The sequence below is a fragment of the Burkholderia sp. 28_3 genome (genome assembly GCF_003253915.1).
Classification (GTDB): domain Bacteria; phylum Pseudomonadota; class Gammaproteobacteria; order Burkholderiales; family Burkholderiaceae; genus Burkholderia; species Burkholderia cenocepacia.
Genome location: NZ_QKZF01000002.1, coordinates 286079 through 306512, shown reverse-complemented (window position 1 = coordinate 306512; position 20434 = coordinate 286079). Strand labels below are relative to the sequence as shown.

Below are 20434 nucleotides of genomic sequence, written 5' to 3'. Positions count from 1 at the left end.
CGGGCTTTTTTCAGCGGAGCCGCGGCTGCGGGCCGCCGATGCTTACTTGTTCGGCTGCGGCGTCAGGCGCAGATACGGACGCACCGCGTTGAAGCCCTTCGGGAAGCGCTTCTTCAGTTCTTCCGGATCCTGCAGCGACGGGACGATCACGACGTCGTCGCCATCCTTCCAGTTGCCGGGCGTCGCGACCTTGTAATTGTCGGTCAGTTGCAGCGAATCGATCACGCGCAGCACTTCGTCGAAGTTGCGCCCCGTGCTGGCCGGATAGGTGATCGTGAGCCGGACCTTCTTGTTCGGGTCGATCACGAACAGCGAACGCACCGTCAGCGTTTCGTTCGCGTTCGGGTGAATCATGTCGTACAGCTGCGACACCTTGCGGTCCGCGTCGGCGATGATCGGAAAGCCCACGACCGTCGACTGCGTTTCGTTGATGTCGTTGATCCAGCCCTTGTGCGATTCGACGCCGTCGACCGACAGCGCGATCACCTTCACGTTGCGTTTCTCGAATTCGCCCTTCAGCTTCGAGGTCAGCCCGAGTTCGGTCGTGCACACCGGCGTGTAGTCGGCCGGATGGGAGAACAGGACACCCCAGCTGTTGCCGAGCCACTCGTGAAACTTGATCGTGCCCAGGCTCGATTCCTGCTCGAAATCCGGTGCGATGTCGCCAAGACGCAGACTCATGATGTTCCCTCCTCGAACGATGCTGGTTGAAACCGCGCGCTGGACAGCGCGGGGCAGTCCATCAGCTTACGGGAAGCAATGGGCCGTGCGAACGATTATTCCGTTTGATATTCATACTTTTTTGTCATTTTTACCCGGCGTCGTGGCAGGACGGCGGGCTGGAGAGGAAACTTTTCAACCCGTTTGCCGCTCTGTTCATGATTACAAGTCGTTTACCATGCAGTCTTGCGCTGCCGCCGTGTGTCTTCCCGGCTCGCCAGCAGGCAGGGGTTTCGCTACGATGTGAACCTGCAGCATGACAGCACGAAGGGAGTTGCAATGTCGGAAATCAACAAGGAGAAACTGATGTCGGATATCAAAACCGTTCTCTCGGACGCCGAAGACCTGCTCAAGCAAGCTGCGAGCAGCACGGGCGACCGTGCGGCCGAGCTGCGCGAGAAGGCCATGTCGCGCCTCAAGCAGGCCAAGGAAAAGGCAGCCGACGTCCAGGTCGTGGTGGTCGAGAAAGGCAAGAAGGCCGCGCGCGCGACCGACGACTACGTGCACGAGCATCCGTGGACGTCGATCGGCGTGGCCGCCGGCGTCGGCGTGCTGATCGGCCTGCTGATCAACCGCAAGTAACGCGCTCTGCGCCGTTTCGTCCCGCAGGCCGCATGTGCGGCCCGCGGGCGTCGAAGCCTGCCGGTCTGCGCCGGCCGGCTTTGTCCTAGCTGCTCACTGCACGCGCAAGCACCTCATCCATGACGACAGACACCCACTCGCAGCCGTCCGGTCAAGGACCGCTGCGCCGCCTCGTCGGCTCCGCCATCGGCCTTCTGCAGACGCGCCTCGAACTGGTGGGCATCGAGCTTGCCGAGGAGAAGGAGCGCCTGATGGGCGTGCTGTTCCTCGGTCTCGCCGCGATGATGCTCGCGACGATGGCGCTTATCAGCCTGACCGTGCTGATCGCGATCGCGTTCTGGGATACCTACCGCTGGCAGGCGCTCGCCGCGATCACCGCACTGTATGCCGTTGGCGGCATCGTATGCGCGCTGAAGGCGCGTTCGGGCCTGCGCGACGCGCCGACCGTGTTCGAGGCGACGCTCGCCGAACTCGAGAAAGACCGCGACCTGTTCCGCGGCAAGCCGTGAACGCCCTCGCGCTCATCCCTCTCACCTACTTCGCCGACGCGCCATGAGCCAGAACATCACGGGCAATCCATCCCGCTCCCATTCGTCGCGATCGCACTGGAGTGCGTCGCAGCACCGCGCGCTCCGCAAGGAATTGCTGATCCTGCGATCCGAAGTCGAGCGGCTCGAACTCGCGGAAGCCGCCGCCGAAATGCGTCAGGCCGTCACGCGCTTCAGTTGGCTCAAGGTGTTCATCCCCGGCCTGTCCTCGCACAAGTTCGGCCAGTCGGCCAAGAACCTGAACGCAAGCCTCGGCCAGCTCGTCAACCAGTATCCGATGCTGAGTTCGCTCGCGTCGCTCGTGCTGGCGAAGCCCGTCCGCTCGCTGCTGCGCGCGAGCGCAGGCCCCGCGTTGAAGTGGGGCACGCTCGGCTTCGCCGCATGGGAGGTCTACCGGATCTGGAAGCAGTCCCGCGACGAGCGCGGGCTCGACGCACACGACGACTGATCGTCGGCACTTCGCGCGCACGGCCATGCGCCGCTCCGCGCCTTTCTTGCGAGCTCAGCGCACGCCCCAGCACGCAGCACCCGGTTCGTCGGCGCCATCGCTTCCTGCGTTGCCTTTCGTTCCGTCCGAGCGCAGCGTGAACGTGCCGCATGCATCGTCGCGCATCGGCCCGGTGTCGAGCGGCGTCGCCGTCAGTTCATAGCTCACCGGCGAACCGTCGCCGTCCGGCCGTCCGAGCGTCAATCGATACACGGCGTGCCCGTCCGGCGGCGCGTGTGCGAGCGCGTCCGGCAACGCCGCAGGCGGCGCACCGTCCAACGTTTCAAGATACTGGGCCGCACGGTACAGCGCGGACACCGCCGACGCGCGGTGAACGCGCACGACATGTTCGCGATACGACGGGATACCCCATCCGGCCAGCACGGCGACGATCGCAAGCACGATCATCAGCTCGATCAGCGTGAACCCTGCCGCGCGGCAGATAGGCAGGCGGCCGCTCATCGGAGCACCGTCGCGACACGACGCCAATGCAGCCCGACGATATGGCCGTCGCGTATCGCAACCTGGTGTTGCAGCCACACAGCGCTCGATGCGTGCGCGCCGACGCCACGCGCGGTAATCAGGTAAGCGCGGCCGCCGGCCTGCCCTGCCGGACGCCGCCATGCCTCGATCAGACATCGCGGCGGCTGCGCGGCCATCGGCCAGCCGGCAAATGGCGCGAACGCCTCGGGAACCGCCAGCGGCGGCATGCGCCGCCATGCGTCGGGCTCCGTGTGCGATTCGCTTTCGCTCATATAAGGCGCCGAGCCGCGCAGCAATCGCGCGGTGCACGCGGCAAGCGCGGCATCGGCCGCGTGGAACGCGATCAATCGATCCGACAATGCGCGTGTGCGGCGCGACTCCGTCAGCGCGGCGTCGAACCATGTGCCGGTCAGTGCCGCGACCGCTGCGCCGACCGCGATCACCGCAGGCAACGCAAGGCCCGCATCGCGACGCCCGGCGCGGCGGGCGGGTCGGAGACGCATGTGCGGCTCGCGCGGGCTCGCCGCCGGAACGCCAACGCACGCGGTCTGCTGCCGTTCGTCGTCATTTGCGGCGGTGCGCTCATGGGCGTGGCCGGCCTTCGTGCGCCGGGAGAGGTTGTCCCGCGCGTGCTGCGCTGCTCCGCTCATCGCGCCGCCTCGCTTGCTTGAGTTGCGTCATGCAACGCAGCATCGGATGCGACAGCGACGTTTCGCACCGCGACGATGCGATCGAGCGTCAAACGTGCGTGGCCGTCCGGTGCAACGGCCACACGACCGTCACAGTCGATATGCGGCGTCGGTTCGCGCACTGGTTCGCCGCGCGCCCGCACGCAGACATGCACGGCCACGACATCGCGCCAGTCGTCGGCACGCATCGCATCGGCGTCGACGAACCGCATGGCGTCGCGACGCAAATAGCGGATGCGCAACTGATCGATTCCGGCCACCACGGGCTGTGGCGTACCCGGACGGCCGCTTCCTTCGCAATACAGTTCGGGCTCGCCCGTCGACGGGCTGACATGCGCGTCGAAGCGATTCTCCACCGGCGCAGGTTCACCCGGCACACCGACACCCTGCCCAAGGCAATCCGACGCCTGACCGCTCACCGTCGTCCACGTCGAGACGGCATCGCCGACATACCGGACCAGCAACGCGTCCGACGACAGACGCGCGGGCTCGCAGCGCACCTGTGCGCCGCTACCGCGCACGCGCGCCATCGAGCAGCCGAACACCGATGGCAACGACGATGATGTCGCTTCCGCATCGAGCGGCCGGAATCCGGCCATCTGGACCTGCTGACCGATCAGCATCAGCGCGGTCGCGGCCGCGTCGCGCATCCTGAACCCGTCTTCCGCGCGACGCTGCGCAATGCGCTGCGCGTGGTACAGCGCACCGGCCGCCGCAAGCACGAGGAGCCCGACGGTCATCGCGATCAGCACTTCGAGCAGCGTATGGCCGCGCGTACGACGATCAGCGTTCATCGGCTAGCCCGTCGCGAAACGGCATCCGGACACACGATGGCGGCTGCATCGACGTCCCCGTCGCCTCGCAGCGCGACGACGCACCTCCATTCCCGCCACGCCAGCCGACAACCGCGTAACGGACGCCGCCCGGCCCGCCATCGAGCGTCATCGCGCCACCCGGCAACGATGCCGCCGCCAGCGCCGCAAGGCCGTCGTCGGCGGCCGCCGCGGCATGCAGACGCTCGATACGTGCATCGGCCAGCCACAGCGCGCGTTCGCGCCAGATCGTCGCGCGCTGCGCACGCGCCATCGCGAGCTGGCTGCCGACTACGGCCAGCATCACGGTGGCGAGCAGCGCGATGGCCAGCGTCGCCTCGATCAACGATGTACCGCGCATGGCATTGCGCATGGCGATCACGCCGCGTCGCAGCGGCCGGCGACCATCCGCGCGCGGCCGCCCGCAGCAATCCGCACGCAACGCGACGCACGCGTATCGTCGTCCGCGGACACACTGCGCCGCGGACGCAATTCGAAACGCCGGATTCCGCCGATCGATTGACCGGCCGGTGGCGCAAACGCGAGCTCGTGCGCCGCGCCCGTGACGGCCACTTCGGCATCGCGCGGATAGCGGCGCAGCACACGCGAGCGCCCGTCGATCTGCCCGCTGACGATCCAGTCGCACGACCATTCGGCCGGATCGCACCGCTCGCCGGCCCGCAGACAGGCGCCGTCGCGCCCCGCGCGGCACAACGTGACGCGCGCGCCGAGACGCGTGGCCTCGGTACGCGCAAACGACAGCGCACCGAGCAGCGCGCGCGAGCGGGCATCCACGCGTTCGCGCATGCGCCACTGGTCGAACGTGGGCACCGCATAGAGCGCAAGCCCCGCTGCCAGCGACATGGCGACCATCAACTCGACGAGCGTGAATCCGCCCGCTCGTTGCACCACATTCTTCAAGGGTTGAGCGCCCCGTTCCATCGCAATCGTCCTCCGCCACGGTGATGCGACGACTGTAGCGGCGCGTGCAAACGCGCGCCATTTGCCGAACGGCCGACTGGCGACATGCGATCGCGACCGACACAATCGGCGCGAATCGAACCAACGGAGCAGACGATGAACGGACGCAGCGCGTCAGCGCTTACGTGGGGTCTTGGCGGGAGAGGCGCGACGGAACTCTTCGATCACGTCGGCAAATTCGGAAACGTCCTCGAACCGGCGATACACCGATGCGAAGCGGACATAGGCGATCGTATCGAGGCCGCGCAACTCGTTCATCACGAGCTCGCCCAGCTTCTCGCTACGCACTTCGCGCTCGCCGGTCGCGAGCAGTTGATATTCGATGCGAGCGACCGCCGCGTCGATCGCGTCGGCGGCAACCGGCCGCTTGCGCAGCGCGAGTTGCATGCTGGCGACGATCTTGCGACGGTCGAATTCGGTGCGGCTGCCGTCCTTCTTCACGACGAACGGCAGGGACAACTCGACCCGCTCGTACGTCGTGAAGCGCTTGTCGCAAGCCGAGCAGCGACGGCGCCGCCGGATCGCGGCGCCATCTTCGGACACGCGCGAGTCAACGACCTGCGTGTCGTCATGCCGGCAGAACGGGCAGCGCATCGGCGATCAGCGATAGACCGGGAAACGCTTGGTCAGCTCGGCGACCTGCGCGCGCACGCGCTCGATCGTCGCTGCGTCTTCCGGGTTCTCCAGCACGTCGGCGATCAGGTTGCCGACCTGCTCGGCTTCCGCCGGCCCGAAGCCGCGCGTCGTCATCGCCGGCGAGCCGAGACGGATGCCGCTCGTCACGAACGGCTTTTCCGGGTCGTTCGGAATCGCGTTCTTGTTCACCGTGATGTGCGCCGCGCCGAGCGCCGCTTCCGCCGCCTTGCCCGTGATGTGCTTCGCGCGCAGGTCCACCAGCATCACGTGGCTTTCCGTACGGCCCGACACGATCCGCAGCCCGCGCTTGACCAGCGTTTCGGCCAGCACGCGTGCGTTCTCGACCACCTTCTGCTGGTATTCCTTGAACTCCGGCGACAGCGCTTCCTTGAACGCCACCGCCTTCGCCGCGATCACGTGCATCAGCGGGCCGCCCTGGATCCCCGGGAAGATCGCCGAGTTGATCGGCTTCTCGTATTCCGCCTTCATCAGGATCACGCCGCCGCGCGGGCCGCGCAGGCTCTTGTGCGTCGTCGTCGTCACGAAATCCGCGTGCGGCACCGGGTTCGGGTACACGCCCGCCGCGATCAGGCCTGCATAGTGCGCCATGTCGACCATCAGGTATGCGCCGACCGACTTCGCGATCTTCGCCAGACGCTCGAAATCGATCTTCAGCGCGAATGCCGATGCGCCCGCGACGATCAGCTTCGGCTTGTGTTCGTTCGCCAGCTTCTCGGCCGCGTCGTAGTCGATGTCTTCGTTCTCGTTCAGGCCGTAGCTCACCACGTTGAACCACTTGCCCGACATGTTCACCGGCGAGCCGTGCGTCAGGTGGCCGCCGTGCGCGAGGCTCATGCCCATGATCGTGTCGCCCGGCTTGAGCATCGCGAAGAACACGCCCTGGTTCGCCTGCGAACCCGAATTCGGCTGCACGTTCGCCGCTTCCGCGCCGAACAGCTGCTTCACGCGGTCGATCGCCAACTGCTCGACCACGTCCACGTACTCGCAACCGCCGTAGTAGCGCTTGCCCGGATACCCTTCCGCGTACTTGTTCGTGAGCTGCGAACCCTGCGCGGCCATCACGGCCGGGCTCGTGTAGTTTTCCGACGCGATCAGCTCGATGTGATCTTCCTGGCGGCGGTTTTCCTGCTCGATCGCTGCAAAGATTTCGGGATCGACGTTCGCGATGGTGCTTTGGGCTCTGTCAAACATACGGTTTCCGTTAAGTGTGTACAGGTTGACCGGAGTGGCCGAGTACGGTGCGCTGCTGGCGGGACCAGCTCGACGTGGCGGAGGAATCCGTATGACGCGAGGCAGGACAGCCACCGGCGATGCACGCGACGGCGCACAACGGCTGCCCAGGCGAACGGCAAAAACGGCGCCCCGCGCTTCACGGTGGGATGCTCCACCTTGAACCCGAAGGGTTCTATCGCCAGTCACGCAGGGGTGATGAGCGCATTAGTGTATTGGATGCGTCATGAATAGGCAACCGCACGGCAGTGCGCCCGAATCAATTGGGGCCAGACTCTACGCGCCCGTGCCGAAACGCTTTGCCGCCTTGCCGCGGTGCGGCATTCTCAGTAGGCTTGCGGGATTCCACCCGCTATCACGTTACCGACCAGGAGCAGCAATGATCGTGTTCGTCACAGGCGCGTCCGCCGGCTTCGGCGCCGCCATCTCCCGAGCCTTCGTCAAGGGAGGCCATCGCGTCGTCGCGACCGCGCGCCGCAAGGATCGTCTCGATGCGCTCGCCGCCGAACTCGGCGACGCCCTTCTGCCGCTCGAGCTCGACGTGCGCGACCGCGCGGCCGTCGAGGCCGTGCCGGCCGCCCTTCCCGCCGAATTCGCGGCGCTCGACGTACTGGTCAACAACGCCGGCCTCGCACTCGGCGTCGAGCCGGCCCACAAGGCCAGCCTCGACGAATGGCGGACGATGATCGACACGAACTGCGCGGGCCTCGTCACCGTCACGCACGCGCTGCTGCCCGGCATGGTCGAGCGCGGTCGCGGTCATATCTTCAATATCGGCTCGGTTGCGGGTTCGTACCCTTATGCGGGCGGGAACGTCTACGGCGCGACCAAGGCCTTCGTCAGGCAATTCAGCCTGAACCTGCGCGCCGACCTGCTCGGTACGCCGTTGCGCGTCACCGACATCGAGCCGGGCCTGTGCGGCGGCACCGAGTTCTCGAACGTCCGCTATCGCGGCGACGACGCGAAGGCGGCGAACGTCTACAACAATGTCCAGCCGCTGATGCCCGAGGACATCGCCGATACGATCTACTGGATCGCGACGCGCCCGGCCTACGTCAACGTCAACACGATCGAGCTGATGCCGATCGCGCAGGCGCCCGGCGGCCCGACCGTCCACCGCGGCTGAAACCCCGCGGGCCGGCCCCGGGCCGGCCCGCGGTGTGCCACGACGCACTACATTCCGTTACGAATCGGTTACGAATCGGGTCTTTGCCTTCCGGTAGAATGCGCGCCATGACTCAGCCTACCCGCTCCCCGGAAGCGCCCTCCGGCTTTACCTGGCCGGTGCGCGTGTACTACGAGGATACCGATGCAGGCGGCATCGTCTTCTATGCCAACTACCTGAAGTTCTTCGAGCGCGCCCGCACCGAGTGGCTTCGCGCATGCGGCGTCGACCAGCGCCAGCTCGCCGACGATACCGGTGCGATCTTCATCGTGCGCAGCACGTCGCTCGACTACCGCGCGCCGGCGCGACTCGACGACACGCTGACGATCACGAGCCGGCCCGGACGCATCGGCCGCGCGTCGGTGGAATTCACGCAGGAAGCCTGGTGTGGCGACACGCTGCTCGTGGCGGGGCACATCCGCCTCGGTTGCGTCGACCGTCACGGCATCCGGCCCGCGGCCATCCCGCCGGCCGTGCTCGACGCGCTGCAACGCGGGCCCGTCATCGACGCCGGGCAGACTGTATTGTCAACGAAGCGCGCATGAGCGCCGTTTAGACAAAGCCTATGAACTTGCCGTTCTGATTCGATACTAAGCAAGGTTCGGCGTCAGGCATGGCCGGCGCGCCGCGCCGCACGCACGCCGGACACCCTTGCCGGGCACCCCCGAAGGGACGTTACTCAAACCTCTATGAACACTTCTCAAGACCTGTCGATCATTTCCCTCGTCCTCAACGCGAGCGTGCTGGCCCAGGCCGTGATGGGACTGCTGCTGTTGCTGTCGCTGATGTCGTGGACCTTCATCTTCCGCAAGTGGTTCGCGATCCGCCGCGCACGCGCGCAGACCGAACGCTTCGAGAAGGATTTCTGGTCGGGCGGCGACCTGCAGGCGCTGTATCAGAGCGCGGCGAACAACCGCCACACGATCGGCGCGCTCGAGCGGATCTTCGAGTCGGGGATGCGCGAATTCCTGAAGGCGAAGGAAAAGCGCCTCAGCGATCCGGGCCTTGTGCTCGACGGTGCCCGCCGCGCGATGCGCGCATCGTTCCAGCGTGAAATGGACGTGCTCGAAGCCAACCTCGCGTTCCTCGCGTCGGTCGGCTCGGTCAGCCCGTACATCGGTCTGTTCGGCACGGTCTGGGGGATCATGAACTCGTTCCGCGGCCTCGCGAACGTGCAGCAGGCCACGCTCGCGAACGTCGCGCCGGGCATCGCCGAGGCGCTCGTCGCCACCGCGATCGGCCTGTTCGCCGCGATTCCCGCGGTGGTCGCATACAACCGCTACGCGCACGACATCGACCGCCTCGCGATCCGTTTCGAGACCTTCATCGAAGAGTTCTCGAACATCCTGCAGCGTCAGGCCCAGTAAGGAGCGCGCCATGGCAGGAAGCCCCATCCGATCCAGCATGCGCGGCGGCCGCTCGCGCCGCGCAATGGCCGACATCAACGTCGTGCCGTACATCGACGTGATGCTGGTGCTGCTCGTGATCTTCATGGTCACCGCACCGCTCGTCGCCCCGTCGATCATCAACCTGCCGACCGTCGGCAACGCGGCGCCGCAGGAGCAGACGCCGCCCGTCGTCGTCAACATCAAGGCCGACCGCACGATGAGCGTCAAGTACAAGGGCGACTCGGGCGCGACCCAGGAAGACACGATGACGAAGGCCGAGCTCGACAGCTTCATTTCGGCCCGGCAGGCCGACCACCCCGACCAGCCGGTCGTGATCGCAGCCGACAAGACGGTGCAGTACGATGCCGTCATGACCGTGATGTCCGATCTGAAGGCGCGCGGCGTCAAGCGCGTCGGCCTCCTCGTCAAATCGCAATGAACCGGCAGCAATCCACGCGCAGATCCGCCTACCCGCTCCAGCCGCCCCGCGAGCGCGGGACGTGGCGCGCGTTCGCGCTCGCCGCGCTGATGCATGTGCTGCTTGCGCTGTTCCTCTATCACGGCGTGCAGTGGCAGAACAGCACGCCGGCCGGCGCCGAGGCCGAGCTGTGGACCGAAGTGCCCGACGTCCCCGCGCCGCGGCCCGTCGTCACACCCGCGCCGCCCGCCAAGGTCGCGCCGCCCCCTCCCCCGGTGCGCGACGAGCAGGCCGACATCGCGCTGCAGCAGAAGAAGCGTCAGCAGGAAGCGGCCGCGCGCGAAGCGCTGCTCGAACAGCAGCGCCGTGCGCAGCAACTGAAGGCCCAGCAGGAAGAGGAAGCCCGGCGCGCGCAGCTCGCCGCGCAACAGGCCGCCGCGCTCGCCGCACAGAAAGCCGCGGAACGCGACAAGCAGAAGCAGGCCGAAAAACTCAGGCAACAGCAGCTCGCCGAGCAGCAGAAGCTCGAGCAGCAGAAGCTCGAGCAGCAGAAACTCCAGCAGCAAAAGCAGGCGCAACTCGAAGCGCAGCAGGCGGCGAAGGCGAAGGCCGACGCGGCCGCGAAGGCCAAGGCGGAAGCCCAGGCCAAGGCGAAGGCCGAGGCCGCAGCGCGCGCGAAGGCCAGCGCGGCGGCGAACGCGAAGCTCGACCGCGAGCGCAGCGCGCGCCTCGCGCAGTTGCAGGGCCTGTCCGGCGCCGGCGAAGGCGGCGGCGAAGGCCTCGCGAAAAGCGGCACGGGCACGGGTTCCGGCGGCAATGCCGCCACGCCCGGCTATGCCGACAAGGTGCGCCGCCGCGTCAAACCGAACATCGTTTGGGGCGGCGAGCGGGCAGGCCTGACCACCGTCGTCAAGATTCGGTGCACGCCGTCCGGTGACGTATTGAGCGCATCGGTCTCCCGCTCGAGCGGGAATTCGGGGTGGGATCAAGCCGTGGTCAATGCGATCCACGCATCGGTCCCGTTGCCGCCCGATTCTAACGGTCGTACCCCGTCTGACATTACGATCACCTTCAAGGCGGCGGAGTGAAAGGAAATGCGCTTACACTCCGGGCGTCGCTGTCAGGCGGGAACGAATCGGGTATTTTTACTGTCTCTGCGGTTGCGCAGCGATCCAAGCCATACGGGAAGCAAGAAGCATGAGTTTGATGACAAAGCTAGGTTTCAGGGCACTCGTGGCCTCGTGTCTGATTACGGCGGGCAGCGCCGCTAACGCCCAGGTCAACGTGCTGATCACCGGTGTCGGGTCGACCCAGTTCCCCATTGCCACCGCCAATTTCACGAACGAGGCGAACCTGCCGCAGCAGGTCACGTCGATCGTCCGCGCCGACCTCGCCCGCAGCGGCAAGTTCACCAACATCGACGCAGGCAGCACGCCCGTGCCCGAGACCGCATCGGTCGATCTCGGCGCATGGAAGGCCAAGGGGGCGAATGCATTCGTCGCCGGCAGCGTGAACCGCGAGGCGAGCGGCCAGTACAAGGTCAACTTCATCCTGTACGACACCGTGAAGCAGCAAAGCCTCGGCGGCCTGTCGCTGACGGCCACCGACACCACGCTGCGCACGGCCGGCCACAAGATCGCCGACTACATCTACCAGAAGCTGCTCGGCGTGCGCGGCGTATTCGCCACGCGCCTGTCGTACGTGATCAAGACCGGTAACCGCTACCAGCTGCAGATTTCCGATTCGGACGGCCAGAACGCGCGCATCGCGCTGTCGAGCACCGAGCCGATCATCTCGCCGGCCTGGTCGCCGAGCGGCACGAAGGTCGCGTACGTATCGTTCGAGCGCAAGAAGCCGATCGTCTACATCCACGACCTGCCGACCGGCCGCCGCTACATGGTCTCCGACCAGAAGGGCAACAACAGCGCACCGGCGTGGTCGCCGGACAGCAACACGCTCGCCGTCGCGCTGTCGCTGACGGGCAATACGCAAATCTATACGGTCAACGCGAACGGCGGCGGCCTGCGCCGTCTCACGCAAAGCAGCTCGATCGACACCGAACCGTTCTACTCGCCGGACGGCCGCTGGATCTACTTCACGAGCGATCGGGGCGGTGCGCCGCAGATCTACCGGATGCCCGCACAGGGTGAAAGCGCCGGTGCCGCGCAGCGCGTGACCTTCACCGGCAGCTACAACACCAGCCCGCGCGTGAGCCCGGACGGCAAGCTGCTCGCTTACATCTCCCGCACGGGCGGGGGCTTCAAGCTGTACGTTCAGGATCTGCAGACTGGCGCGGCGAACGCCATCACGAATACCAATCGCGACGAATCGCCGAGCTTCGCGGCAAACGGCCAGTACCTTCTGTACGCTACCCAGTCGGGTGGTCGCAACGTTCTGGCTGCAGTGCCCTCCGACGGCAGCGCGCCGCCGCAGATCCTGTCCGTCCAGGGCGGCTCCGTTCGCGAGCCGTCGTGGGGGCCCTTCATGCAATGACCACAAGGAGAGTAACCATGATGTCGAATAAAGCTCGTCTGGCCCTGGCCGTGATGATGATCAGCGCGCTCGCAGCGTGTAAGTCGGGCGTGAAGCTCGACGACAAGGCAAACAACGCGGGCGCAGTCAGCACGCAACCGAGCGCCGACAACGTCGCGCAAGTGAACGTCGATCCGTTGAACGACCCGAACAGCCCGCTCGCGAAGCGCAGCATCTACTTCGACTTCGACAGCTATTCGGTGAAGGACGAGTACCAGCCGCTGATGCAGCAGCACGCGCAGTACCTGAAGAGCCACCCGCAGCGCCACGTGCTGATCCAGGGCAACACCGACGAACGCGGCACGAGCGAGTACAACCTCGCGCTGGGCCAGAAGCGTGCGGAAGCCGTCCGCCGCGCGATGGCACTGCTCGGCGTGAACGATTCGCAAATGGAAGCCGTGAGCCTCGGCAAGGAAAAGCCGCAGGCAACGGGTCACGACGAAGCATCGTGGGCGCAGAACCGTCGCGCCGACCTCGTCTACCAACAGTAAGTAACGGAAGAATCGCCGTATGACGCACCGTTCAACCTGGCTGCGCGTTGCCGCAGCATTCTGCGTCGCGGGCGCGGCGTGGTCGGCCGCGCCGGCGCACGCCGGCATGTTCGACGACAACGAAGCGCGCCGTGCCGTGCTCGATCTGCGCAGCAAGAGCGACAACCTGTCGAGCCAGTTGTCGGCCGCCCAGCGTACGATCCTCGATCAATCCGGCCGTATCGACCAGTTGAACCAGCAGGTCGCGACGCTGCGCGGCGAGAACGAGGATCTGACGAACCGGCTGACGACGCTCGAGCGGCAGCAGAAGGAGTACTACCAGGATCTCGACACGCGGCTCAAGAAGTTCGAGCCGCAGCAGGCGACGATCGATGGTGTCGAAGGCACCGTGCAGCCGGGTGAAACGGATGCGCTCAGCGCGGCGCAGCAGCAGTTCCGCAACGGCAACTTCAAGGCGGCCGCGGCTTCGTTCCGCGCGTTCATCGCGAAGTATCCGCAGAGTCCCTATCAGCCGACCGCGCAGTACTGGTACGGCAACGCGCAATACGCACTGCGCGACTACCGCGGCTCGACGGCGACGTGGCAAGGGATCGTCAGCAAGTTCCCGCAACACCCGCGCGCGGCCGACGCCCTCGTGGCGATCGGCACGAACCAGCTCGAGCAAGGCCAGAAGGCGGCCGCGAAGAAGACGTTCGAGCAGGTCGTGTCGCAGTACGCCGGTTCGAATGCGGCGCAGACGGCGCAGGGCAAGCTGGAAACGATCAAATAATTATCGTGACGGGTTGTTGACAGCCCTGCAACCCGTCGCTATAATCTTTTGCTCTTTGGGTCGTTGCCCAAGTTGTTGAAGCAACGAACCAAAACAAGTTTCAAGAACGTGGGGTGGTAACTCAGTTGGTTAGAGTATCTGACTTTTAATCAGAGAGTCGAGGGTTCGAGTCCCTCCCACCCTACCAACTATCTTCGATAGTGCAAAAAGCCTCCCTCGCGGAGGCTTTTTTGCGTCTGTCGCCTTGCCGCAGCGCACGTCCTTCCCTGTCCCAACGAGCGCGCCGATGAAAGTGCGTCCGCTCGTGTCGACGTCGCGCCCAACACGGCTATCGCACGTTTACCTCCACGGTCTCTTCCGAGGTCGCCAGCGCAACCGCACGATCCCTTCGTCGACGGCGGCACCGAGCAGATTGCCGTCCGCACGCGTTCGTGCCGCGGTTTCTGTGAGATTCGATATCCGTAATATTTCCATCGTCATGCGCAACGGCATGCACGAAACGAAAGAACGGCAGGTGGCCCGCGGCACGCCGGCTAATACGGACGCCGCGGACATCATCGCGCAGCGGGCGGCCTCGGCAACGGCCCGCCCCGCGCACCCTCACTCCTGGATGGACGGCGCCGAATCGGCGTCGGCGTAGCGCGGCTTCGCGTTCTGCAGGTCGCGCGTGTTCTTCTGCACGGCCACCGAACCGAACAGCGCGAGCACGAACGACATCGCGTAAAAGCCCTTCTCGCTCAGTTGCAGCGTCGCGTTGAAAAGGCCGACGATCAGCAGCGCGATCGACAGCAGCAGCGCGATCCAGCTGAGGCCGTAGTAGATGCCGGTGACGGGAATGCCTTCCGCGCGGTCGCGCACGCTCTTCTGCAGCGAGATCGCCGCATAGAGGCCGAACACCAGCACGGTGAAGTAGTAGCCCTTCTCGTTGAGCTGCATGCCGGCGTTCCAGAGCCCGATCAGGAAGGCCGCGAAACCGGCGAGCAGCGCGGCCCACGAGGCGGCCACGAACGCGAACGACGGTTGCTGGATGGTGGTCTGGTTCATTGCTGTGCCCTCTCTTTCTTGTTGTTCGAAATCGTTTTCGTTGAACTGCGTTTCGCGCATGGTAGCAGCTTTGGCGCGTGTCCCGACGGCCGTGTTTGCACGCTTACGTTTCGCGCCGCGCGCGCCGCCAGCGCCCCGGCGTCGTGCCGAGCACCGCGCGAAACGCCTTGCCGAACGCGGCCTCGGACTGGTAGCCGACCGCCTGGCCGATTTCCGCCTGTCCGCGCTGCGTGTCCTGCAGCAGCGCGCACGCATGCATCATCCGGATCTGCGCGACGAACGCGCCGACGCTCATCCCCGCCTTCTCGCGGAAATGCCGCGCGTAGGTCGCACGCGACATCGCCGCCGCGGCGCCGAGCGATTCGACCGTCCACGGTTGCGCCGGCGCCTGCAACACGGCCTGGACCGACGGGCCCAGCCGCGCATCGGCCGCAAGCGCGAGCCAGCCGGACGGTACGCGCGCACCGCGACCGTATGCGCGCAACGCATAGGCGAGCAGCGCCTGCCCGAGCGCATTCACGATCGCGCCAGCGCCCGGCTGCACGTTCGACGCCTCGGTACGCAGCACACTCGTCAGCAGTTGCAGCGGCACGGCCCCGGAGGTGTCGCGCAACCCGACGTCCAATACCTGCGGCAGCGTACGCATCAGCAGTTCGCCCGCGCCGCGTGCATAGACGAACCGCCCGCAGAGCAGATCCACGCTCGCGTTGCCTGTTGCGGCCGGATCGACATTCGACTTGACCGGCAGCACCGCACCGTCGCCGGCCCCCGAATCGCGCAGCGGCGCGAGCGGCTTCGACCGGTGCCCCGCTGCGTCGAGCAGGTCGTGCGCGCCACCTGCAGGCAGCAGCACGAAATCGCCGTCGACGAGTTGCAGCGTGCGCCCGTCGGCGGCGCGCAGCCGGCAGGTTCCAGCCAGCACCAGGTGGAACGCCGCCTCGCCGGGCGGCAGCGGATCGTGCGGCATCGCGAACGGGCCGTCGAGCAAGCACCGCACGTCGAGCTCGACATGGCTGCGCCCCAGCGACAGCAGTTGACTCAATGCATCCATGAGACGATTGCGCTAAAAATTGACACTCTAACGTATCGAAACCCTCAGCGCGAGCGATCAGAATAGCCTTGCATCGCACGAGATCGCGGCACCCGCCGCCCTCCTCACTCTTCTCGACAAGGACGCATCATGCTGAACTGGAACGAATACCGGAAGGAACTCTCGACGCGTATCGGCGACATCGCCAAGCTGTCGCCCGATACGCTGGCCGGCTACAAGGCGCTGTCCGGCGCCGGGGCCAAGACCGGCCATCTCGACGCGAAGACGCGCGAGCTGATCGCGCTCGCGGTGGCCGTCACGACACGCTGCGACGGTTGTATCGCCGTGCACACGGCCGAAGCGGCCAAGCATGGCGCGACCAAGGAGGAAGTGGCGGAAGCGCTCGGCGTCGCGATTGCGCTGAATGCCGGCGCGGCGCTCGTCTATTCGGCGCGGGTGATGGACGCGCTCGGCGACTGAGCCGGCGGGTGCGGCACGATCAGCGGGCCGCACCGCATTGCATCGTATGGCGTTGCGTGGTGCCCGGCCGCATGGCCGGGCGGCTGCGCATCGCGCGTACGGGCCCGCCACGTATGACGATTGTGGGCGACTCGCCTGGACGCGCCTGCGTCGCGGAGTCGGCTACCATGCGCGAACGATACATCGTGAAGGAGCGCTTCATGTGCCGCTGGCTCGCCTATACGGGTAATCCGATCCATCTGGAAACCGTGCTGTTCCGCGCGAAGCATTCGCTGATCGACCAGAGCCTGCATTCGGAGCTGGGCGCCACGACCACTAACGGCGACGGCTTCGGCATCGGCTGGTACGGGCATCCCGACGAACTCCCGTTCCGCTATCGCTCCGTGCATCCCGCGTGGAACGACCGCAACCTGCGCGAAGCCGCGCGTGCGATCCGCTCGCGGATGTTCATCGCGCATATTCGCGCGGCGACCGACACGCCCGTTCAGGAAACCAACTGCCATCCGTTCCGCCACGGCCGCTGGCTGTTCGCGCACAACGGGCTGATCCGCGATTTTCACAAGCTGCGCCGCGACCTGACGATGAAGGTCGATCCCGCGCTGTTCCCGACGCTCGAAGGCTCGACCGATTCCGAGTTGATGTTTCGCCTCGCGCTGACGTACGGCCTCGAGCAGGCGCCGCTGCCCGCGCTCGAACGGATGGTCGGTGTGGTCGAGGAAACCGCCGCGCGGCATCGCGTCACCGACCCGCTCAACATGACGATCTGCGCGACCGACGGCGAACGGATCGTCGCGGTGCGTTACTCGAGCGAGCGGCAATCGCGCTCGCTGTTCCACAGCACATCGTTCAAGCATCTGCACGAGCTGTATCCGCACAACCCGCGTATCGCCGAAGCCGGCGATGACGCGTTCATGGTCGTTTCGGAACCGCTCGTCGACCTACGCGGCGCGTGGGAGGAAGTGCCGGAAGGGATGGCGATCGTCGCGCATGGCGCGGATGTGCAGCAGCGGCCGTTCGCGCCGCGGCATAAGTAGCGGGCGGCGCCGTTGATCGCGTCGAATGGAGAAGCCAAACGTATGCGGAGGAACGAATCCGTGAAAAAAGAACGGATTGCAAACTTTCCGGCGCGTTACAATTGTCAACAGCAGTTAACGAAGTTCGCACAAAACCGCTGCACGACGTCCGCACCTCCCATCGGAAATGATCCAAGATTCCAGAAATCAGCCATTCGCCATGATGGCGGACCATGAATCCACACATCCTCGTCTGAAACAGCATCGAGCCTTCGTGGTGTGGCTGACCGGAATCTCCGGCGCAGGCAAATCGACACTGGCGAATCTGCTAAAGGAACAGCTCGATGCGCGCGGGCTTCGCACGTATCTACTGGACGCCGATCGTCTGCGTGAGGGACTGAACCGGGATCTCGGATTCAGTGACGCCGACCGCCATGAAAATATCCGACGAACCGCCGAAGTGGCCAAATTGCTGGTGGATGCCGAATTCATCGTCATCGCCGCGCTGATCTCACCGTTTCAGGAAGCACGCGAGAAGGCCCGTGCTCGCTTCGACGCCGGCACGTTTGTCGAGGTCTTTGTCGACGTTGCACTGGACATCGCCGAGGCACGCGACCCCAAGGGACTTTACGCGCTGGCCCGACAAGGCACCATTCGCCAGTTTACCGGCATCGATTCCACCTATGAACGGCCGCGATCACCTGACGTGCACGTCCGAACGGCCGAGGCCAGTCCTTCGGAGTGCGTGGACGCGATCCTCCGGAAACTGCCGCTCGACAACTGACGCCGTCGAGATGGCCATCGCTACATGGTTGTCGGCTCGCTGCGAAGGGAACGGCACTCACTTCCGCGCGTGCCACCCATGTGCAGAAGCGGTCAACGCCAATCGCGCCATCAGCCGCGGCCCGCAAACCTCATCCGAACCGACTCAAGTTCACCCGGCAACCTGCGCGAACGCGCGCGCCGTCGCGGCAGCGCGACGAACCCCAGGCGTTCGTACAGCGCCCGCGCGCGCACGTTGCGCGTCAGCACGTCGAGCACGACATCGCGGCCGCCATCGGCCGGCAACGCGCCGGTATCCAGCGCATCGCGAAACAGCGCGCTGAAAACGCCGGTGCCGCGCTGACGTTCATCCGTCGCGCAATGCGCGACGAGGATCTGCGAACGCTTCGGCGCCGGGAGTTCCGTTTCGAGGATCAGCCCGCGCAGCAACTGGCCGATCGTGCGGCGTACGCCAAAGAAGCGCGCGAGCGCCCATACGATGTGCACGTCGTCGAACGCCGTTCGCCGCCCGTCGTGAATCGCCATCACCGCGAGCACCGCGCCATCGTCGGCCACTGCGACGCGATGCCGGCGCCACGAGAAGCGTCCGTGGCGCGACCGGAACGCCTGCTGCAGGAAAGCGATGCAGCGCGCGTCGCTTTCGCCGAGAAAGAAGCCGAATTCGGCCACGCCGGACGCGAACACGAGCGGCGCGCACGCGGCCGCGTCATCCGCACCAGCCGCGCGACACCGCGCCGGTTCGCCGGCGTGCGGCACCGCGTGCGCGACCGCGGCGGCCTGCGTCACGCGCCGCGCCCCGCGAGGCGCGACAACACGGCGACCGTCCGGCTGATCTGCTCCGGCCCATGCGTCGAGCAGATGAAGAAGCGCAGGCGCGCGGCCTTTTCCTCGACGGCCGGATAGAAGATCGGCTGCACGTTGATCCCTTCGTCGAACATCGCATTCGCCCACTGCGCGGCCTTCAGCGAACTGCCCGTGATCACCGGCACGACCGCGTAGCCGGCGCTCGTGCCCGTATTCAGCCCGGCGGCACGCGCCTCGGTCAGGAACTGCCGGCCGCGCGCCTGCAGTCGCGCGACGCGCTCCGGCTCGGCCTGCAGGCGTTCGAGCGCGGCCAGCGACGCTTCGGCGAGCGTCGGCGCGAGCCCGACGCTGTACAGGAAACCCGGCGCCAGATGGCGCAGCATGTCGACGAGCGGCTGGCAACCGGCGATGAACCCGCCGCAGCCGGCCAGCGTCTTGCTCATCGTGCCCATCCACATGTCGACCTGGTCGGGCGCGACGCCGCAATGCTCGCGGATGCCCTTGCCGGTCGCGCCGAGCACGCCGAGCGAATGCGCCTCGTCGACCAGCAGGAACGCCCCGTGGCGCGTCTTCACGTCGACGAAGCGCTGCAGGTCGGGGAAATCGCCGTCCATGCTGTACAGCCCCTCGATCGCGATCAGCACGTGCCGGTATTCGCGGCGCACGCGCGACAGCAGTTCGTCGAGCGCCTGCCAGTCGTTGTGCGGGAAGCTCAGCCGCTTCGCGCCGCTCAACTGCGCGCCCTGCACGATGCTGTTGTGCGCGAGCGCATCGTGGACCACCAGATCGCCTGGGCCGAACAGCGCACCGATCACGGTCACGTTGGTCGCATGGCCGCTCACGAACGCGACGCAATCGTCGGTCTCGTAGAACGCGGCCAGCGCACGCTCGAGCGCGCGCTGCACCGGACGCTCGCCCGCGACCATCCGGCTCGCCGAGGCCGAGGTGCCATAGCGGTCGATCGCGGCTTTCGCGCGCGCGGACACCGCCGGATCGCCGGCCAGGCCCAGATAGTTGTAGTTGGCGAAGTTCAGGTATTCGCGGCCGCCGATCTGCGTGGTCGCGCCGGCGACGCCGTCGTGCACGCGGAAAAACGGCGACTCGACCCGCAGTTTCTCGCCCATCTCGCGCATGATCCGGACCTGCTGATACTGCGGCATCGATTCGAAGCGGCTGCGTGCCGACGCGGTCTGCGCAGCCGGCGTGCCGGGCACGCCGGGCGCCGCCGCGGCGTCGGTCGCGCGCTCCAGTTGCCGTTTCAGCGCTTTCGCCGCCAGTTGCTGGCGAAGATGCTCTCCCAGTGCCATTGCGTCCTTCGCTCTATCTCG

At 66.3% G+C, this 20434-nt stretch carries 26 protein-coding genes, 1 tRNA gene and 1 riboswitch; of the genes, 15 read left to right on the top strand and 12 right to left on the bottom strand.

Translation table 11 applies throughout. The features are described 5' to 3' along the window. Positions 1 to 42 precede the first annotated feature (42 nt). The gene (locus DFS13_RS06075) at positions 43 to 681 is read right to left on the bottom strand and encodes a peroxiredoxin (protein WP_006476788.1); all 639 of its coding nucleotides are present in this window, start codon (positions 679 to 681) and stop codon (positions 43 to 45) included. A 318-nt stretch (positions 682 to 999) separates the two neighbouring features. On the opposite strand from DFS13_RS06075, the gene DFS13_RS06070 reads away from it, so the two are divergent. From DFS13_RS06070 to DFS13_RS06060, 3 genes are all read left to right on the top strand, one after another. Beyond that, positions 1000 to 1302 (top strand): YqjD family protein, encoded by a 303-nt coding sequence (locus DFS13_RS06070; RefSeq protein ID WP_006494044.1) that lies wholly within the window; start codon positions 1000 to 1002, stop codon positions 1300 to 1302. Between the two features lie 119 nt (positions 1303 to 1421). After that, positions 1422 to 1811 (top strand): phage holin family protein, encoded by a 390-nt coding sequence (locus DFS13_RS06065; RefSeq protein ID WP_006476790.1) that lies wholly within the window; start codon positions 1422 to 1424, stop codon positions 1809 to 1811. Between the two features lie 43 nt (positions 1812 to 1854). Next, on the top strand, positions 1855 to 2298 hold the full coding sequence (locus DFS13_RS06060; protein WP_006484985.1) for a DUF3318 domain-containing protein: 444 nt from the start codon (positions 1855 to 1857) through the stop codon (positions 2296 to 2298). A 54-nt stretch (positions 2299 to 2352) separates the two neighbouring features. Here DFS13_RS06060 and DFS13_RS06055 read toward each other — a convergent pair whose 3' ends face one another. From DFS13_RS06055 to glyA, 7 genes are all read right to left on the bottom strand, one after another. Further along, positions 2353 to 2799, bottom strand: a complete 447-nt coding sequence (locus tag DFS13_RS06055) for a type IV pilin protein (protein WP_006496711.1) — start codon at positions 2797 to 2799, stop codon at positions 2353 to 2355. Then, on the bottom strand, positions 2796 to 3323 hold the full coding sequence (locus DFS13_RS06050) for a pilus assembly protein (protein ID WP_181461603.1): 528 nt from the start codon (positions 3321 to 3323) through the stop codon (positions 2796 to 2798). Before DFS13_RS06050 ends, DFS13_RS06055 begins: the two co-directional genes overlap by 4 nt. A gap of 143 nt (positions 3324 to 3466) precedes the next feature. Then, complete coding sequence (locus tag DFS13_RS06045; RefSeq protein ID WP_111441471.1) at positions 3467 to 4303, bottom strand: PilW family protein; 837 nt, start codon at positions 4301 to 4303, stop codon at positions 3467 to 3469. Next, complete coding sequence (locus DFS13_RS06040) at positions 4293 to 4694, bottom strand: hypothetical protein (RefSeq protein WP_111441546.1); 402 nt, start codon at positions 4692 to 4694, stop codon at positions 4293 to 4295. The genes DFS13_RS06045 and DFS13_RS06040 overlap by 11 nt, the downstream gene beginning before the upstream one ends. 5 nt (positions 4695 to 4699) lie before the next feature. Continuing rightward, the gene (locus DFS13_RS06035) at positions 4700 to 5263 is read right to left on the bottom strand and encodes a GspH/FimT family pseudopilin (RefSeq protein WP_111441470.1); all 564 of its coding nucleotides are present in this window, start codon (positions 5261 to 5263) and stop codon (positions 4700 to 4702) included. 153 nt (positions 5264 to 5416) lie between these two features. After that, positions 5417 to 5896, bottom strand: a complete 480-nt coding sequence (gene nrdR, locus DFS13_RS06030) for a transcriptional regulator NrdR (RefSeq protein ID WP_006476792.1) — start codon at positions 5894 to 5896, stop codon at positions 5417 to 5419. A 6-nt stretch (positions 5897 to 5902) separates the two neighbouring features. Continuing rightward, entirely contained in the window at positions 5903 to 7150 is a 1248-nt protein-coding gene (glyA, locus tag DFS13_RS06025) for a serine hydroxymethyltransferase (RefSeq protein ID WP_006485003.1), read from the bottom strand. A 137-nt stretch (positions 7151 to 7287) separates the two neighbouring features. Beyond that, positions 7288 to 7388, bottom strand: a riboswitch (ZMP/ZTP riboswitch). A gap of 180 nt (positions 7389 to 7568) precedes the next feature. Here glyA and DFS13_RS06015 point away from each other — a divergent pair. The 9 genes from DFS13_RS06015 to DFS13_RS05975 all read left to right on the top strand — a co-directional run bounded on the left by DFS13_RS06015 (position 7569) and on the right by DFS13_RS05975 (position 14139). Then, entirely contained in the window at positions 7569 to 8315 is a 747-nt protein-coding gene (locus DFS13_RS06015; RefSeq protein ID WP_006497456.1) for an SDR family NAD(P)-dependent oxidoreductase, read from the top strand. 98 nt (positions 8316 to 8413) lie between these two features. Beyond that, complete coding sequence (ybgC, locus tag DFS13_RS06010) at positions 8414 to 8899, top strand: tol-pal system-associated acyl-CoA thioesterase (protein WP_034200954.1); 486 nt, start codon at positions 8414 to 8416, stop codon at positions 8897 to 8899. Positions 8900 to 9043: 144 nt separating this feature from the next. Further along, a complete protein-coding gene (tolQ, locus tag DFS13_RS06005) occupies positions 9044 to 9721 on the top strand; it encodes a protein TolQ (protein WP_006484959.1) in 678 nt (225 codons plus the stop codon). Positions 9722 to 9731: 10 nt separating this feature from the next. Continuing rightward, entirely contained in the window at positions 9732 to 10181 is a 450-nt protein-coding gene (gene tolR, locus DFS13_RS06000; RefSeq protein WP_006484943.1) for a protein TolR, read from the top strand. Beyond that, positions 10178 to 11248, top strand: a complete 1071-nt coding sequence (gene tolA, locus DFS13_RS05995; protein ID WP_111441469.1) for a cell envelope integrity protein TolA — start codon at positions 10178 to 10180, stop codon at positions 11246 to 11248. Before tolR ends, tolA begins: the two co-directional genes overlap by 4 nt. Before the next feature lie 109 nt (positions 11249 to 11357). Beyond that, positions 11358 to 12653 carry a Tol-Pal system beta propeller repeat protein TolB gene (gene tolB, locus DFS13_RS05990; protein ID WP_111441468.1) on the top strand — a complete coding sequence of 432 codons (1296 nt, stop codon included), beginning with the start codon at positions 11358 to 11360 and terminating at the stop codon, positions 12651 to 12653. Between the two features lie 17 nt (positions 12654 to 12670). Continuing rightward, positions 12671 to 13183 carry a peptidoglycan-associated lipoprotein Pal gene (gene pal, locus DFS13_RS05985; RefSeq protein WP_006484980.1) on the top strand — a complete coding sequence of 171 codons (513 nt, stop codon included), beginning with the start codon at positions 12671 to 12673 and terminating at the stop codon, positions 13181 to 13183. A gap of 19 nt (positions 13184 to 13202) precedes the next feature. After that, entirely contained in the window at positions 13203 to 13952 is a 750-nt protein-coding gene (gene ybgF / locus DFS13_RS05980) for a tol-pal system protein YbgF (protein WP_006484965.1), read from the top strand. 110 nt (positions 13953 to 14062) lie between these two features. Next, a tRNA-Lys gene (locus tag DFS13_RS05975) sits at positions 14063 to 14139 on the top strand. A 413-nt stretch (positions 14140 to 14552) separates the two neighbouring features. Here DFS13_RS05975 and yiaA read toward each other — a convergent pair. Together yiaA and DFS13_RS05965 are read right to left on the bottom strand one after the other, a co-directional pair. After that, a complete protein-coding gene (gene yiaA / locus DFS13_RS05970; RefSeq protein ID WP_043205738.1) occupies positions 14553 to 14996 on the bottom strand; it encodes an inner membrane protein YiaA in 444 nt (147 codons plus the stop codon). Positions 14997 to 15099: 103 nt separating this feature from the next. Continuing rightward, positions 15100 to 16047, bottom strand: a complete 948-nt coding sequence (locus tag DFS13_RS05965; RefSeq protein ID WP_111441467.1) for an AraC family transcriptional regulator — start codon at positions 16045 to 16047, stop codon at positions 15100 to 15102. Positions 16048 to 16176: 129 nt separating this feature from the next. On the opposite strand from DFS13_RS05965, the gene DFS13_RS05960 reads away from it, so the two are divergent. From DFS13_RS05960 to cysC, 3 genes are all read left to right on the top strand, one after another. Beyond that, positions 16177 to 16506 (top strand): carboxymuconolactone decarboxylase family protein, encoded by a 330-nt coding sequence (locus tag DFS13_RS05960; protein ID WP_006484989.1) that lies wholly within the window; start codon positions 16177 to 16179, stop codon positions 16504 to 16506. 200 nt (positions 16507 to 16706) lie between these two features. Next, positions 16707 to 17540: a class II glutamine amidotransferase gene (locus DFS13_RS05955; protein WP_080324054.1), complete on the top strand. Its 834-nt coding sequence runs from the start codon at positions 16707 to 16709 to the stop codon at positions 17538 to 17540. 199 nt (positions 17541 to 17739) lie between these two features. After that, the gene (gene cysC, locus DFS13_RS05950) at positions 17740 to 18303 is read left to right on the top strand and encodes an adenylyl-sulfate kinase (protein WP_052106076.1); all 564 of its coding nucleotides are present in this window, start codon (positions 17740 to 17742) and stop codon (positions 18301 to 18303) included. Between the two features lie 110 nt (positions 18304 to 18413). On the opposite strand, the gene DFS13_RS05945 is transcribed toward cysC, so the two are convergent. Together DFS13_RS05945 and DFS13_RS05940 are read right to left on the bottom strand one after the other, a co-directional pair. Next, a complete protein-coding gene (locus tag DFS13_RS05945) occupies positions 18414 to 19088 on the bottom strand; it encodes an N-acetyltransferase (protein ID WP_111441466.1) in 675 nt (224 codons plus the stop codon). Next, positions 19085 to 20413 carry an aminotransferase class I/II-fold pyridoxal phosphate-dependent enzyme gene (locus tag DFS13_RS05940; protein WP_111441465.1) on the bottom strand — a complete coding sequence of 443 codons (1329 nt, stop codon included), beginning with the start codon at positions 20411 to 20413 and terminating at the stop codon, positions 19085 to 19087. The genes DFS13_RS05945 and DFS13_RS05940 overlap by 4 nt, the downstream gene beginning before the upstream one ends. Positions 20414 to 20434 lie beyond the last annotated feature (21 nt).

Excerpts from the sequence above, each read along its gene's own strand:
- DFS13_RS06035 (WP_111441470.1), bottom strand. The coding sequence starts at position 5,263 with ATGGAACGGGGCGCTCAACCCTTGAAGAATGTGGTGCAACGAGCGGGC.
- yiaA (WP_043205738.1), bottom strand. The coding sequence starts at position 14,996 with ATGAACCAGACCACCATCCAGCAACCGTCGTTCGCGTTCGTGGCCGCC.
- DFS13_RS06015 (WP_006497456.1), top strand. The coding sequence starts at position 7,569 with ATGATCGTGTTCGTCACAGGCGCGTCCGCCGGCTTCGGCGCCGCCATC.
- pal (WP_006484980.1), top strand. The coding sequence starts at position 12,671 with ATGATGTCGAATAAAGCTCGTCTGGCCCTGGCCGTGATGATGATCAGC.
- DFS13_RS05960 (WP_006484989.1), top strand. The coding sequence starts at position 16,177 with ATGCTGAACTGGAACGAATACCGGAAGGAACTCTCGACGCGTATCGGC.
- DFS13_RS06040 (WP_111441546.1), bottom strand. The coding sequence starts at position 4,694 with ATGCGCAATGCCATGCGCGGTACATCGTTGATCGAGGCGACGCTGGCC.
- DFS13_RS06045 (WP_111441471.1), bottom strand. The coding sequence starts at position 4,303 with ATGAACGCTGATCGTCGTACGCGCGGCCATACGCTGCTCGAAGTGCTG.
- DFS13_RS06050 (WP_181461603.1), bottom strand. The coding sequence starts at position 3,323 with ATGCGTCTCCGACCCGCCCGCCGCGCCGGGCGTCGCGATGCGGGCCTT.
- tolA (WP_111441469.1), top strand. The coding sequence starts at position 10,178 with ATGAACCGGCAGCAATCCACGCGCAGATCCGCCTACCCGCTCCAGCCG.
- DFS13_RS05965 (WP_111441467.1), bottom strand. The coding sequence starts at position 16,047 with ATGGATGCATTGAGTCAACTGCTGTCGCTGGGGCGCAGCCATGTCGAG.
- tolB (WP_111441468.1), top strand. The coding sequence starts at position 11,358 with ATGAGTTTGATGACAAAGCTAGGTTTCAGGGCACTCGTGGCCTCGTGT.
- ybgF (WP_006484965.1), top strand. The coding sequence starts at position 13,203 with ATGACGCACCGTTCAACCTGGCTGCGCGTTGCCGCAGCATTCTGCGTC.
- cysC (WP_052106076.1), top strand. The coding sequence starts at position 17,740 with ATGATGGCGGACCATGAATCCACACATCCTCGTCTGAAACAGCATCGA.
- DFS13_RS06055 (WP_006496711.1), bottom strand. The coding sequence starts at position 2,799 with ATGAGCGGCCGCCTGCCTATCTGCCGCGCGGCAGGGTTCACGCTGATC.
- DFS13_RS06060 (WP_006484985.1), top strand. The coding sequence starts at position 1,855 with ATGAGCCAGAACATCACGGGCAATCCATCCCGCTCCCATTCGTCGCGA.
- DFS13_RS05955 (WP_080324054.1), top strand. The coding sequence starts at position 16,707 with ATGTGCCGCTGGCTCGCCTATACGGGTAATCCGATCCATCTGGAAACC.
- tolR (WP_006484943.1), top strand. The coding sequence starts at position 9,732 with ATGGCAGGAAGCCCCATCCGATCCAGCATGCGCGGCGGCCGCTCGCGC.
- DFS13_RS06075 (WP_006476788.1), bottom strand. The coding sequence starts at position 681 with ATGAGTCTGCGTCTTGGCGACATCGCACCGGATTTCGAGCAGGAATCG.
- tolQ (WP_006484959.1), top strand. The coding sequence starts at position 9,044 with ATGAACACTTCTCAAGACCTGTCGATCATTTCCCTCGTCCTCAACGCG.
- glyA (WP_006485003.1), bottom strand. The coding sequence starts at position 7,150 with ATGTTTGACAGAGCCCAAAGCACCATCGCGAACGTCGATCCCGAAATC.
- nrdR (WP_006476792.1), bottom strand. The coding sequence starts at position 5,896 with ATGCGCTGCCCGTTCTGCCGGCATGACGACACGCAGGTCGTTGACTCG.
- DFS13_RS06065 (WP_006476790.1), top strand. The coding sequence starts at position 1,422 with ATGACGACAGACACCCACTCGCAGCCGTCCGGTCAAGGACCGCTGCGC.
- DFS13_RS06070 (WP_006494044.1), top strand. The coding sequence starts at position 1,000 with ATGTCGGAAATCAACAAGGAGAAACTGATGTCGGATATCAAAACCGTT.
- ybgC (WP_034200954.1), top strand. The coding sequence starts at position 8,414 with ATGCGCGCCATGACTCAGCCTACCCGCTCCCCGGAAGCGCCCTCCGGC.
- DFS13_RS05940 (WP_111441465.1), bottom strand. The coding sequence starts at position 20,413 with ATGGCACTGGGAGAGCATCTTCGCCAGCAACTGGCGGCGAAAGCGCTG.